Genomic DNA, 14,276 nt, shown 5'->3' on the forward strand with positions numbered 1-14,276 from the left:
CTTTTATGTATTTGTTCCAAACTTGCACTATTGATACACAAAAAACAATAGTAACTGTGAATAATTCATTCTAATATGCTTCTTACCGGGAACCCGCATTTCTTCATATCATGCATAATATACATCCGGCGGTTGGACTCTACACAAAGAGAATATCCATATACAGTCCTCTGACTGCTACCGGTCCAATAGCGGTGTCCGTGGGGAATCACTATCCGGCAACCACTTATATGGCTACGATGCCCGCAAAGTGGCAGATACACCGGCACGCCATCGTCACTTAAAAAGCATATATTATCTTGATTATCTTCATAATGCAAACCCAACGAAGCTACAGGAGCACTCATAAATGTTTCCAGCTCAATATATGAAGGCACCCGCCACCCCACCGGTGAAGGGTCTAATGAAGAAGCACGCAACGGTGTCTCGGGCTTGCCCGCATGCCAGCTTCCCTTGCATGGAGTAAAATTCCCGGTCCAGAGCTCCGAACGGCTGCCAAACTGGAAATAGCCGCCATGATTGAGCGTACAACCCTCTTCCAGCCCTACCGGAACAGCCACTTGCGCCAGCTTGCCTTCTGACAACAGGTTACGGTCAAGCCAATATTTCCCGCGAATACGCACATAGCCACCTTGATAAACCAGAATATCCTTGACCACCCCTGTATCGTTAATCAAAGAAAGTACCGTACTCCGTGCAGCCGGAAGACCGCCTCGCACCGCATTTCCCTCATTGGAATGTACCCGCACAACGAAACGCCCGTCATAATGCCCTTGCAACAGTTCAGGTTCGCCCACTTCCATCCATTCCGCCTTCTTGTCATAAACGATGTGCCAAGGCTGGTTGCTATCCACACAGATAATATAGCTCTTCACGCCGTCTGCCTCCCGATAGTCAAGCGGAGTTTCTATTGCCCCGCTATGTCGGGCACAAATATCATCTTGAGGATACTCAATGTAATAATTGAAACAAACACCTTGTATCAACACAATATCCGTAGTCTGGCAAAAAGGATAAGTACCCGTTTCCAACGTCACCGACAATGACCGCGAACGGACATTGACCGGCTTAGCCGATATATGCACTTCCAGTACTTTTGTGCCTGTCTGCCGTATGCCGATAGCCGGTTTAATCGCATACCAACATCCTCCGTCATTAGCATTAGCAGCTTTAACATGCCACGTGGCCTGCTCATTGTCAGCGGCAACCTTAAAAGGCACCACTTCATCTTTTTGCCCATCGGTGACGTAAAGATTCCGGTTTACAGTCAGTACGGCATGCATGCCCGCCATCTGCTGCCGCACCTTCAACGTATGAATCTGCACGCCATTACATAATTCAACCGCTGCTATACGCTCATAAGAAGAAAAATTTGCACGCACATGTATCACAAGCCCCTCACCTTCATGCTTCAAGGAGAGCCAATGATCCGGTTCATTCTCCGGATAGTGTATATCTCCCACCTCCCACACGGACCCACATCCACTCATATTTATCTGCAAATCCTTCGACATAGCATCCGTTACTATTTCGGGAGGCAACAACATAGAAAAGGGCACGGAAGATGCCTCGGCAGGTTTGTCTTCGTCCACGACTTCCCGCACCACATTCAACCGGACCGGAGCATCGGATTTCACCTCTTGAAGGGCAGTCTCGGCAATCAGTATATCGGGATTACCGCCAAACAACCGTTCTATATCTTTTCTATCATACACACCGCTCAGACTGAGAGACCGGGAGGTAAACAGCACACAGAAACTTAGCACGCCTTCCTCTACGGAACAGCATATCTTACTCCGGTCTTTCCTCTTTTTTATATCAGCTTCGGGAAACTTACGTACAAGATGTCCTATACGATCGAACACAAGAACAATGCCGGATGGACACTTCCGGGTAAACTCTGTCTCGCAAAACAGCAAGCTTACGAGATACTTCTGTTTTGCCTTTATACGACGATCGCTACGATAGTATCTCACGCTTTGAAAAACCAGCCCGACACCTATAAATGCAAGTACTGCCACATCTGCCAATTCCATCATGTGCTTTCCTTTTATAATTTAGTTATATATGTTACTCAAAATTGTATTCAATCAATTTTCCGGTTTTCCTCTGGTTTCAACAGTTAGTTTAGCCGGGCATCTTTCGTACAGAAAGAGTGCCCGGGCTAAATTTCAACACCTAACCAGCCTTTCAAAAAAGCTGTCCCAAAGATAAAGCGACAATTGATTCCCCCGGCTTAATATCGGTAGACAAAAAGTGGATAAATAAATTATACCTCAAAAAGCTTGTATATACAGAAAGCGGACATTACCTTTGTCCCCTATACTCTAACAAACAGATTATAAGTAAAATGAGCACAGTACACTATAGGACAATACTACTTTTCTTCCTCTTAATCCATTTTACCGCCTATACTGCCTTCCCGCAAACATCCGCGATAGATAAACTCGAAAAAAAGTTATCGGAACATACCTCGGCTGATACAACAAAAGTCAATTTACTCAATAAACTTGGCTATGAGCTGTATGCTAATGACAAAGAGAAAGCCGAATCATACGCCAATCAAGCACTAAAGATAGCCACACAGTCCGACTATCCTGAAGGGAAAGCCGCCAGCCTTTGGATTAAGGGACTCATCACCATGAGAGACCACAAAAAAGCAGCACTGCAACTCTTCGAAGAAGCACTTGGCATAGCGGAGCAAGTGAATGATAAGACCGGCATTTGCAACTACCTAATGGCTATCAGCAATATCAAAAAAGAGTTAGGAGACATCAAAGGCTGTGAGCAGGCGCTCGAGAAAGGATTAGAGACAGCAGCAACCTTGAAAGATCCTTCTCCACATATCAAACTGTTGTTTAATGTTGCATACAACCTTTCCAGTAAAGGAGAATATTCCCAAGCTGTAGAAACGTTCCAGCAAGTAATCCATTTAGCCGGCCAGAACAACAACAAGCTAATGGCAGCGAAATCCTATTCCGGGATTGCCCTCATCTACCACCGGCAAGGCGGCTTGTCGCAAGCATTAGAGCATTATTTATCAGCCCTCAAGATTTATGAAGAACAGAATGACCGACAAGGCATTTGCAATGCTCTCATCAATATAGCGGGCATCAAGTCCGAGCAGAATGAGTTTGAAGCAGCCCTGGAAGATATTAATCAAGCGCTTCTATTGTCCAAGGAAATGAACAATGAATACTTGATTTCATCGTGCCTCACCAATATCGGCTACATCTACAAACGCATGAAGCGCCCCGAAGCACTGCAATACCTCCGGGAAGCCCTTAGAATGGCAGAAGGGAAAAGAAGCGGCCAAAGCATCAATCTGCTTACGAACATTGCCTCCATATATATAGAACAAGGAAAAATCGAGGAAGCAAAAACACATCTATACCAAGCACTCAACCTGGCACAGCAGTCAAACATCAAATATGCACATGCCGAAGTCCTGGGGTTTCTAAGCAAACTGTACTATACCCAAAAGCAATACGCCCGCGCCATTGAATACGCCGGCCATGCCTTGCAGATAGGCAACGAAATCAAGTATCTGGAACTTAGAAAAAACATCTATGGACAACTGGCGGATATTTATTCCACTACCGGAAATTTCAAGGATGCTTACCACAACCACAAAATGTTCAAACAGCTAAACGACAGCATCCTCAATGAGAGTAATATACGCAAGCTGACCTTGATAGAAAGCGCCTACAAGCACGACAAAGAGATACAGAAGTATGAAATAGAGAAGATAAAACAGCAACTGCACATAAAGCATCAGTATTACACGATTCTTTCGTTAAGTGCGGTAATGTTATTGATAACCATTCTTTCGTTCCAGCTCTATCGTTCCAATAAATTGAAAAAGAAAGTACTCAAACTGGAGATTGACCAGATAAACAATAAGCTGGAATACAGCAAAAAAGAGATGACATCGGCAACCCTGAAACTGATGCAGAATGCCGAAAGTGACAGCTATTGTATAAAAATGCTGGAAAATATAGCAAAAGCCACTCCGGAAGAAAGAGAAAAAGAAATTCACACGCTTATCTGCTACTACAAGAACAAATCTGCTTATTCCAACTGGAAGGAGTTCGAAACTTTATTCCTTGAAATCAACGCCAACTTCTATGATAAGCTCAACAAGAATTTCCCTTCACTTACCGTCAATGAACGCAAGATATGTGTATTCTTGAGATTAAACATGGGAAACAAAGACATCGCCCAGATTACCTTCCAGTCCGAAGAGGCTCTGAAGAAAGCCCGTTTGCGGCTGCGAAAGAAATTAGGCATAGAACGCACCGACAATCTGGCTACATTTATACAGAGCCTATGACAAAAACCAAAGACAAGCCTTCCTAAAAGAGCTTTTCCCACGCAAAATATTTGCCATCCCCATAATAAGCCCTATCTTTACGCAGCAGATGCACATCTGTAGCCTAAAGACAGTCATCTGTAGTTTAAAGATGTCTATCTTCAGGGTGGAGATGAAGCTCAAGACAAGACTGAAACCCTCCGAAACCGCGACTGTAATGCCCCGATAATAGGACTGTGACCGCCCGAATACAGATGCGTGGCATCCTCCGCACAGAGCACCGGCTTTCTCGGAGCAGGCATCGGCTGCAACAACCTTTAATAAATACTTAGCAGAATGGCAGAATATGAAATGCAGGAATCGAACCTGCCCAATGAAGACGGCAAACGGGTGCTCTTCCCCCGCATGAGATTATGGGGACAGGCAGACCTGGACAAGATAGTAGATAAAATCAGCTATGCCAGCAGCTTCACCCCCGGCGACATCAAGGGACTGGTAAAAGCGCTTGCCGACGAAATGGCTTGCCAAATGGCAAGCGGGCGCTCGGTGAAAATAGACGGGATAGGCGTATTCTCCCCCTCGCTCGCCCTGCGCGACGGCTACGAACGGGAAAGCGGAGAGCCGGGCGCTCCCAAGCGAAACGCCATGAGCATCTGGCTGAACAACGTCAACTTCCGTGCCGACAAAGAGCTGATAGAGAATACCGGACGAAGGTGCATACTGGAACGTTCCAAATGGAAGTTCAGGCATTCGTCACAAGTATTCTCGCCACAGGAGCGGCTGAAGATGGCGCAAGACTTCCTTTGCTCCAACCCTTTCATGCGCGTGGCAGACTATTGCCGGTTGACGGGACTGCTGAGCGACAAGGCAGCCCGTGAGCTGAAGCAATGGAGCGAAGAACCGGAGTCGGGCATCGGCTGCAAAGGAAGAGGCTCACACAAGATTTATGTAAAAAGATAAAACCTGCGATGATGAAACAACAACTCGCCACACTGGCCGCCCTGCTCTGCTGGGTCATCCCCTCCCTGCATGCCCAAAGCGAATGCCTGCCGCAAGAATACAGTTTCATTGTGGGCGGCGGACTGATGCTGCCCCATGTAGATGGCAACAAGAACGATTTTTTCAACAAGAACGGAAACCGCCCGGGCTATGACCTGATGGCAGAAGGACGGTACTACCTCACGCCCAACTTTGCCATAGGAGCGCAATACGACTACCTGCGCTCGGCACGCCTGCCGGACAAGATGCACCTGCACTTCATCCGTCCCGAAATGCTGCTGCGGATCTTATGGAGCGACGGCAACCAAGGTGTGTTCTTCTCGTTGGGCATCGGATACATGAACTATCAGGAACGGCTGTACAAGCGGAACCAACGGCAAGGACACCTTTACCGGAAAGGATATTGCGGCATTTCGTTTGCCTTAGGCTATGAATTCCGAATCACCCGAAAACTATCGGGGATGCTGCGGGCTGATATTCTTACAGCAGACTGGTTCGTCAATCCCGACGGACGTCTTTACAACACGGACGGATATGATGACGGAGTGAACCATAACTGGTTCAAAAATAACATCACATTTTTCAACTTGGGGCTTGCCGTGCAGTTCGGACGATAGACAGATACAACCCATGCAAGGAATGACCTTGCCATGCTTATTCCTCCACCTGCATCGCCACAATCTCCTGTAGCGTACAAACCGCTTCTTCTACGGAAGTAACCTCTTTCACCAGCATGCTCCGCTTGTTGTTCTGCTCACGCAAGTCACAACGGCGGGTGTATTTCATCATATAGCCGATGACTTTGCCGAATGCCTGGCTCTGATAATACGGGCTATCCGGATTGGAAACGAAGAACAGCGACATGCGCCCTCCCTTCAAGAACACCTTTTCCACCCCAAGGCGGGCAGCCAGACGGCGCAAGGGAACAATGCGCAACAGTTCTTCCGTCTCGGGAGGAACCGGACCAAAGCGGTCTTCAAGGCGTGCACGGAAGTCGGCTACGTCTTTATCCAGCGTCAAACCGTCCAACTCACGATACAACAGCATGCGTTCGCTGCTTCCGGTCACGTAATCGGCAGGCAACAGAAGTTCCAAATCACTTTCCACCTGGCATTCATCCACAAACTGTTCGCCACTGATTACGCCCCCTTCGGCTTTCAGCTCTTCGGGATACAGGTCGGCAAACTCATCGGTTTTCAGTTCACGTACGGCCTCGGACAATATCTTCTGATAAGTCTCATATCCCAAATCGGCAATAAAACCACTTTGTTCCGCACCGAGCATGTTACCGGCGCCGCGGATGTCAAGATCCTGCATGGCAATGTGAATGCCACTGCCCAAGTCGGAAAAGTTCTCGATAGCCTGCAGGCGGCGTTTGGCCTCCGGGGTAAGAGAGGACAAAGGAGGAGCCAGCAAATAGCAGAAAGCTTTCTTGTTACTCCGGCCTACACGACCTCGCATCTGGTGCAGGTCACTCAAGCCGAAGTTCTGCGCTTGGTTGATAATGATGGTGTTGGCGTTCGGAATGTCAATGCCGCTTTCGATAATTGTCGTGGCAAGCAACACGTCGTAGTCATAGTTGACAAAATCCAGAATAATCTTTTCCAGTTCGGCAGGTTCCATCTGCCCGTGACCTATGCAGACACGACAATCGGGAATACGGCGCTCTATCATCGCCTTCAGTTCCGCAAGGTTGGATATGCGGTTGTTGACAAAAAAGACCTGCCCGTTGCGGCTCATCTCAAAGTTGACGGCATCGGCAATGACTTCCTCATTGAACGTATGCACCTCCGTCTGGATAGGATAACGGTTGGGAGGCGGAGTCTGGATGACACTCAAGTCCCGTGCGCCCATCAATGAGAACTGCAAGGTACGGGGAATAGGCGTAGCGGTCATCGTAAGGGTATCTACATTCACCTTGAGCTGGCGGAGCTTCTCCTTGACGGAAACGCCGAATTTCTGCTCTTCGTCTATAATCAGCAAGCCGAGATCCTTGAACTTCACATCCTTTCCCAAAATACGGTGAGTGCCGATGAGGATGTTCACATCTCCCTCGGAAAGTCCCTTGACAACGGCCTTGGCCTGTGCGGCGGTACGGGCGCGGCTCAAATAATCCACCCGGCAGGGAAGCCCTTTCAGACGCTCCTTGAAAGTCTGGAAATGCTGGTAGGCAAGTACCGTAGTAGGCACCAGGACAGCCACCTGTTTATTGTCCGCCACAGCCTTGAAAGCCGCGCGCACGGCAATTTCCGTCTTCCCGAAACCCACGTCACCGCAGACCAGACGGTCCATAGGGCGGGCACTTTCCATATCGGCCTTTACGTCGGCTGTAGATTTGCTTTGGTCGGGCGTATCCTCATAAATAAAAGATGCCTCCAGCTCACGTTGCAAGAAACTGTCGGGACTGTATTGGAAACCTTTTTCTTCACGGCGCTGCGAGTAAAGTTTTATCAAGTCGCGGGCAATGTCCTTGATTTTGGTTTTGGTACGGTCTTTCAATTTCTCCCAAGCACCGGTACCCAACTTGTTCAACCGGGGGGCTTCACCTTCTTTTCCTTTATATTTGGAGACTTTATGCAGGGAATGGATGGAAACAAAGACCACATCATCATTCTGAAAAACAAGTTTCATAACCTCCTGGGTGGTGTTTCCGTTGGGTATTCGCACCAATCCGGCAAAACGCCCCACACCGTGGTCGGTATGCACCACATAATCTCCCGGAGTAAACTGGTTCAACTCCTTCAGACTTAACGCAACCTTGCCGCTACGAGCCTTGTCACTCTTCAGGTTGTATTTATGGAAACGGTCAAAAAGCTGATGGTCGGTAAAGATGCAAAGGCGCAATGTAGCGTCGGCAAAACCCTCATGCAAGGTACGCTCCACGGCGGTAAACTGTATGTTATCCCCCCTGTCCTCGAAGATAGCCTTGATACGGTCTGTCTGCTTGGTACTGTCACTACAGATATAGATGGTGTAGCCATTCTCCTGGTACTCCTTGAATGAAGCTGCCACCAAGTCGAAATTCTTATGGAAAATAGGCTGGGCCGTGGTATTAAAAGCAATCGTGGCATCCGGCGTGCCGGTAGGTTTGTTGCCGAACTCCATCCTGCGGAAATCAAGCGCGCGCAAGGTAAACTCACCGCCGTCAATCAGCTTGCCCTCCAAAGTTATCGCCCCGTTCTCTTCCGCCTCACGGGCAGCAATGGCTTGTGGAGTCAGCGCCTCGTCATGTACATTCTGAATACGTTCGCGCAGCCAGAGAAAATCACGCATGGACAATACGGTATCCGGTTTGAGAAATTCCAGGAATGACACCATGCCTCCGCTGCCGCCTTGCTCCAGGCTATGGCTCAAATCGGGAACAATCACTATATTCTCTTTCTTTTCTTTTGAAAGCTGTGTCTCCACCTCAAAAGTACGGATGCTTTCCACCTCATCTCCAAAGAAGTCAATGCGAAAAGGGAATTCAGAAGAGAACGAGAAAACATCAATGATACTGCCGCGTACAGCGTATTGCCCGGGCTCATAGACATAATCCACGTATTCAAAACCATAGCTGCGCAATACTTCAGTGATAAAATTCATATCCACTTTCTCGCCGGCATGAAGTTTCAGGGTCTTGTCACCCAGTTCCTTCCGGGAAACCACTTTCTCTGCCAGCGCGTCGGGATAAGTGACTATACACAGTCCTTCCTCACCCTTTTGCAGGCGGCTCAGCACTTCCGTACGAAGTATCTCGTTCGCCGCATCTTTCTGCCCGTACTTGATGGCACGGCGGAAAGAAGACGGGAAAAACAACACCTGTTCCGTCCCCAATACCTGCGTCAGGTCGTGATAGAAATACCCCGCTTCCTCCAGATCGCCGAGGATGAAGACAAACGGGCACTCCCCACGCCGTACCAGCACGGAAGAAAATAAAGATGCCGCAGAAGCACATAGACCTCCGCAATACAAGTGACGGATTGAAGTATTCTTAAGCAACCGGCTCATTCCCTCTACATTAGGATGGGCTGTATAGAATTGTTGAAGTTCGGTGATAGTCATTATAATCTGTGGTGATAAATCCACCGCAAAAATACATAAATAATCTTTTGTTTTGTCCGTAAATGATAGAAAAGCGTTACATTTGTTCCCAATTACAACCCCCATATATGAATATGCAGACATCAGACAGCATCGTCATTATCCCTACCTACAATGAACGGGAGAATATAGAAAATATAATCCGTGCCGTTTTCAGCCTGGAACATGGCTTCCATATACTTATCATTGAAGACGGTTCGCCGGACGGGACTGCCGCCATCGTCAAAACTTTGCAGCAGGAGTTTCCCGAACGCCTGTTCATGGTGGAACGCAAGGGAAAATTGGGATTGGGCACGGCCTATATAGCCGGTTTCAAATGGGCACTGCAACATGAATACGAATACATATTCGAGATGGATGCCGATTTCAGCCACAACCCCAAGGACTTGCCCCGCCTCTATAAGGCTTGCGCCGAAGAAGGTTCCGACGTAGCCATCGGTTCACGCTATGTGAGTGGCGTCAATGTGGTAAACTGGCCTATGGGACGGGTACTGATGTCATATTTTGCCTCCAAGTATGTACGGCTCATTACCGGACTGCCCATTCACGATACAACCGCCGGATTTGTGTGTTACCGCCGCCGGGTGCTGAAGACCATCGACCTCGACGGCATCCGCTTCAAAGGTTATGCTTTCCAGATAGAAATGAAGTTCACCGCCTACAAATGCGGATTCAAAGTCAAGGAAGTACCCGTCATTTTCATCAACCGTGAATTGGGAACCTCTAAAATGAACAGCAGCATTTTCGGTGAAGCCGTATTCGGGGTCATCCGGCTGAAATGGAACAGCTGGTTCCATAAATATCCTACTATAAACAATTAAGTAACAGGTGATCATTACATCGTTAAAGACATGAAAAGAACATTGATACATAATGCCACGATTGTCAACGAAGGACAATCCATAAAAGGATCCATAGTAATAGAGAACGGACGCATTGCCGAAGTGCTGACCGACTGGAAGCCTCTTTCCGCCCCCTGCGACGAGACCATTGACGCTACCGGCTGTTATCTGTTGCCCGGCATTATTGACGACCACGTACATTTCCGTGACCCGGGACTGACCCACAAGGCGGATATCTTCACCGAAAGTTGCGCAGCCGCAGCAGGAGGTGTCACGTCCATTATGGATATGCCGAACACCAATCCTCTGACAACCACTTTGGATACCTTGAACGCCAAACTGGACTTGTTGAACGAGAAATGTGTCGTCAACCATTCCTGTTATTTCGGTGCAACCAACAATAACTACAATGAATTCAGCAAACTGGACAAGCACCGTGTCTGCGGTATCAAGCTCTTTATGGGTTCCAGTACCGGCAATATGCTGGTGGACAAGATGAACAGTCTGCTAAATATATTCAACGGTACGGATATGCTGATTGCAGCCCATTGCGAGGACCAGGAGATTATTAAAAAGAATACCGCCAAATATAAAGAGAAATTTGCGGACGACGCCGAGATTCCCGTAAACAAACACCCGCTGATACGTTCTGCCCTCGCCTGCTACAGTTCTTCCAAACTGGCTGTCCGCCTGGCTAATCTGGCCGGAGCCAGGCTGCATGTCCTGCACGTCTCCACAGCAAAAGAGTTGTCATTATTCAGTGATGCCCCTCTTTCTTCTCTGAAGAACATTACGGCTGAAGCCTGTATAGCCCATCTTTTCTATGATTCGGAAGATTATAAGACATTAGGGGCCCGCATCAAATGCAACCCTGCAATCAAAAGCGAGAGTAACCGAACCGCCCTGCGTGCCGCCGTCAACTCCGGACTGATAGACGTCATTGCTACCGACCATGCCCCGCACCTGCTGAACGAAAAAGAAGGAGGTGCCCTAAAGGCCATGTCCGGCATGCCAATGATACAGTTCTCGCTGGTCAGCATGCTGGAACTGGTAAACAAAGGAATCTTCACGTTAGAAACCATCGTAGAGAAAATGTGCCATGCGCCTGCCCAAATCTACCGTATCAACGAACGTGGCTATATCCGTGAGGGTTACCGGGCCGATCTTGTATTGGTACGTCCCAATACTCCTTGGGAAGTCACAACCGACAGGATATTAAGCAAATGCGGATGGAGTCCTCTGGAAGGTCATACCTTTGACTGGAAAATAGAAAAGACCTTTGCCAACGGGCATCTTATCTATGACGACAATACCGTTGATGGTACCTATCGCGGTGAAGAATTGAGATTCAACTAGATGAATTGAGGGTTAACTAAATGAGCAAAGTGACACCTGCATTGCCTCATGCCATACTCGCATACCGTGTACATGAGGCCGCTTCCTATATCAACTGGATTTACTTTTTCCATGCATGGGGCTTTCAGCCCCGTTTCGCAGCCATTGCCGACATTCATGGTTGCGACTCTTGCCGTGCCCTATGGCTGGCGTCCTTTCCCGAAGAAGAACGCGCGAAAGCGGCGGAAGCGATGCAACTGTTCAAAGAGGCAAACAGGATGCTCGACCAGCTGGATGAGATCATGACCGTTCAATGCATATTCAGACTTTGCCGGGCAAATGCAGAAGGCGACAATCTGATCATAGAAAATACCGTTTTTCCCTTGCTGCGCCAACAGACACCTCATCCCGACGGAAGTCCGTTCCTCTGTTTAAGTGACTTTGTACGTCCGCTTGTTTCCGGTATCCCCGATACCGTAGGGCTTTTTGCTTCCTCCGTCAGTGCAAACGCTGAAACCTGCTATCCGAACGACCCTTACAAACACCTGCTTGTACAGACGCTGAGTGACCGTCTTGCCGAAGCCGCAACCGAAAAAATGCACGAATACGTACGCAAGGAAGCTTGGGGATATGCCCCCGACGAATCATTGTCTATCCCGGACTTGCTGATAGAGAAATATCAAGGTATCCGTCCCGCCGTAGGCTATCCCTCCCTGCCCGACCAATCCGTCAACTTCCTGCTGGATGCCCTGCTTGACATGAAGCGGATAGGAATTACCTTAACAGAAAACGGAGCCATGCATCCGCATGCCTCCGTCTGTGGTATGATGTTGGCTCATCCTGCATCCCGCTACTTCGCTGTCGGGAAAATAGGAGAAGACCAACTTCAGGACTACGCCCGCCGCCGGGGAATGTCCGTTGATGTCATGCGGAAATTCCTGGCGGCAAACTTGCCCGGATAAAACTCATCAAAATTTATAGCCGATTTCAAGTCCGAAACTGGTGTATCCACATCCGTCGGACTTTTCATTAGGTATCCAGCCGGTATGCCCTACAGCTCCAACCATAAAACGGCCGAACTCAACCCCTAAACCATAGATCGCTCCTCCCCCGATACGGCTGCCATAAACATCAAACTCCTTTTCTTCATACCGGCCGTCACTGCTATATTCCGGAGTATGCTTCACAGTTCCCCACAAACCAATATCCAGATAAGTACCAAAGCGGAATACAAAATTTGCAGAAAAACTAATCGGAAACTTCAAGGCAAACTGCAACGGAACTTCCAATACACCCGCATCATAAGTCTGCTCCCCATAAGAGTAATATCCGTCATAATCACAATCACCATAACCGTTCATCTTACGTATCGATAAATTGACGCTCGGCTGGAAAGCCATATGACGTAACACCTTCAAATCAAATCCTGCGCCGACAAAGAACATCCGGCTACCGCTACAAGTCGAGAAATCATCAAAATCGTATAGAGGATATTCCCATCCGGCTCTTACAAGCCAAGAGAAACGATCCATCACAGCTTTACGCATATGGATACGTACAGGTATTTCGGCGGAATAACTCTTTTTCCTTTTCCGGACCTCTATGGAATCCAAAATAAGAGGCACATCTTCCAACACAAACTCCCCATTCTTATCCGTGAATGTACTGATGTTCGTTCCTTTGACAGTAACCTTGGCACTATCTACAGGATAGTAATCTTTATCTATCACACGATTTTTCAACTTTTGTCCTTGGGCCATCACACTCATTGCCCCTATACAGGCCAATAACAATATATATATTCTTTTCATTGTCGTCTCCTTTTATTTATTTAGAAAAAGCGATAAGCCACTCCAAAAGTCAGTGCCCAGTTGTGTTCAGCATCATCATAGTCATCTATGGGCAATGCCATATTTTTACCCCATACACCAACCGTCAGTTTCTTATATTCCACTCCCAAACCATAGGCCAATCCGTAATTGATACGGTGAAGCAGAGAATGCTTTCCATCACTATAGTAGTAAGAATCATACTTCTTGCTGAAAATCTCATATTCGGCCTTCTCGCCATTCGTTTCAGCAGTCACCTTGCCTCCAATGCCACAAGATACGACCGGACCATATGAAAATACAAGATTGGTTTTATATGCCAATTTAAAACGGCTCACGAAATACAAAGGTAAATCCAGCATGGTAGGATTCCAGGTTTCTTTGTAATCAAGACCGGCCTTATTGTATTTATAGACCGTACCACGATTGGTCAGTTGCAACATCGGACGGAAAGCCACACGTTTGGACATGCGCACCTCCAAACCGAGGCCTGCCTCATAACCCATTCTGAAACTGCCGCCCTGTGCCGTATAACGGCTCATCACAGCACCGGCAGAAATCACAAGAGACAATTTCTTATTTTTGGGTGTCACCTGTATCGGAGTATTGATTTCCCATTCTTCCGTTTCCATACCGATGGATTCCACCAGCAACAGCTTAGCCGTTACCGGAACTTCACGGAGCAGGAACTTGCCGTCTATGTCAGTCACGGTACTGATGTCCGTGCCTTGTACCGTAACCAATGCACCCACAACCGGGAATTGTTTCTTATCCGTCACCACACCTTTGATATCATGCGTTGCAACTTGTGCCATCAGTGCGGCCAGACTCAGCCACCCCATCAAGCATGTCATTATCAATCGTTTCATTATAGTC

General features: G+C 47.9%; 10 protein-coding genes. 6 read left to right on the plus strand and 4 right to left on the minus strand.

Annotated elements, in window-relative coordinates; genetic code table 11:
- Window positions 1-65: 65 nt before the first annotated feature.
- The gene (locus HMPREF9446_RS03315; protein ID WP_039968476.1) at window positions 66-2,036 is read right to left on the minus strand and encodes a hypothetical protein; all 1,971 of its coding nucleotides are present in this window, start codon (window positions 2,034-2,036) and stop codon (window positions 66-68) included.
- Between the two features lie 314 nt (window positions 2,037-2,350).
- On the opposite strand from HMPREF9446_RS03315, the gene HMPREF9446_RS03320 reads away from it, so the two are divergent.
- From HMPREF9446_RS03320 to HMPREF9446_RS03330, 3 genes are all read left to right on the plus strand, one after another.
- Window positions 2,351-4,333, plus strand: a complete 1,983-nt coding sequence (locus HMPREF9446_RS03320; protein WP_009123997.1) for a tetratricopeptide repeat protein — start codon at window positions 2,351-2,353, stop codon at window positions 4,331-4,333.
- Between the two features lie 315 nt (window positions 4,334-4,648).
- Window positions 4,649-5,272 (plus strand): HU family DNA-binding protein, encoded by a 624-nt coding sequence (locus HMPREF9446_RS03325; protein ID WP_009123999.1) that lies wholly within the window; start codon window positions 4,649-4,651, stop codon window positions 5,270-5,272.
- A gap of 8 nt (window positions 5,273-5,280) precedes the next feature.
- The gene (locus HMPREF9446_RS03330) at window positions 5,281-5,928 is read left to right on the plus strand and encodes an outer membrane beta-barrel protein (RefSeq protein WP_009124000.1); all 648 of its coding nucleotides are present in this window, start codon (window positions 5,281-5,283) and stop codon (window positions 5,926-5,928) included.
- Window positions 5,929-5,965: 37 nt separating this feature from the next.
- Here the strand turns inward: HMPREF9446_RS03330 and mfd are convergent, their stop codons facing one another.
- On the minus strand, window positions 5,966-9,355 hold the full coding sequence (mfd, locus tag HMPREF9446_RS03335; RefSeq protein ID WP_039968387.1) for a transcription-repair coupling factor: 3,390 nt from the start codon (window positions 9,353-9,355) through the stop codon (window positions 5,966-5,968).
- A gap of 107 nt (window positions 9,356-9,462) precedes the next feature.
- On the opposite strand from mfd, the gene HMPREF9446_RS03340 reads away from it, so the two are divergent.
- From HMPREF9446_RS03340 to HMPREF9446_RS03350, 3 genes are read left to right on the plus strand one after another with little or no spacing between them, the layout of a single operon-like run.
- The gene (locus HMPREF9446_RS03340) at window positions 9,463-10,215 is read left to right on the plus strand and encodes a polyprenol monophosphomannose synthase (protein ID WP_009124002.1); all 753 of its coding nucleotides are present in this window, start codon (window positions 9,463-9,465) and stop codon (window positions 10,213-10,215) included.
- Between the two features lie 30 nt (window positions 10,216-10,245).
- On the plus strand, window positions 10,246-11,592 hold the full coding sequence (locus HMPREF9446_RS03345) for a dihydroorotase (protein ID WP_009124003.1): 1,347 nt from the start codon (window positions 10,246-10,248) through the stop codon (window positions 11,590-11,592).
- A 20-nt stretch (window positions 11,593-11,612) separates the two neighbouring features.
- The gene (locus tag HMPREF9446_RS03350; protein ID WP_009124004.1) at window positions 11,613-12,533 is read left to right on the plus strand and encodes a vitamin B12 dependent-methionine synthase activation domain-containing protein; all 921 of its coding nucleotides are present in this window, start codon (window positions 11,613-11,615) and stop codon (window positions 12,531-12,533) included.
- Between the two features lie 6 nt (window positions 12,534-12,539).
- Here HMPREF9446_RS03350 and HMPREF9446_RS03355 read toward each other — a convergent pair whose 3' ends face one another.
- A complete protein-coding gene (locus HMPREF9446_RS03355; protein WP_009124005.1) occupies window positions 12,540-13,382 on the minus strand; it encodes a peptidase associated domain and porin domain-containing protein in 843 nt (280 codons plus the stop codon).
- Window positions 13,383-13,402: 20 nt separating this feature from the next.
- Entirely contained in the window at window positions 13,403-14,269 is an 867-nt protein-coding gene (locus tag HMPREF9446_RS03360) for a porin family protein (RefSeq protein WP_039968480.1), read from the minus strand.
- Window positions 14,270-14,276: the final 7 nt, after the last annotated feature.

Source organism: Bacteroides fluxus YIT 12057 (assembly GCF_000195635.1).
In the GTDB taxonomy this organism is placed as follows: Bacteria; Bacteroidota; Bacteroidia; order Bacteroidales; family Bacteroidaceae; genus Bacteroides; species Bacteroides fluxus.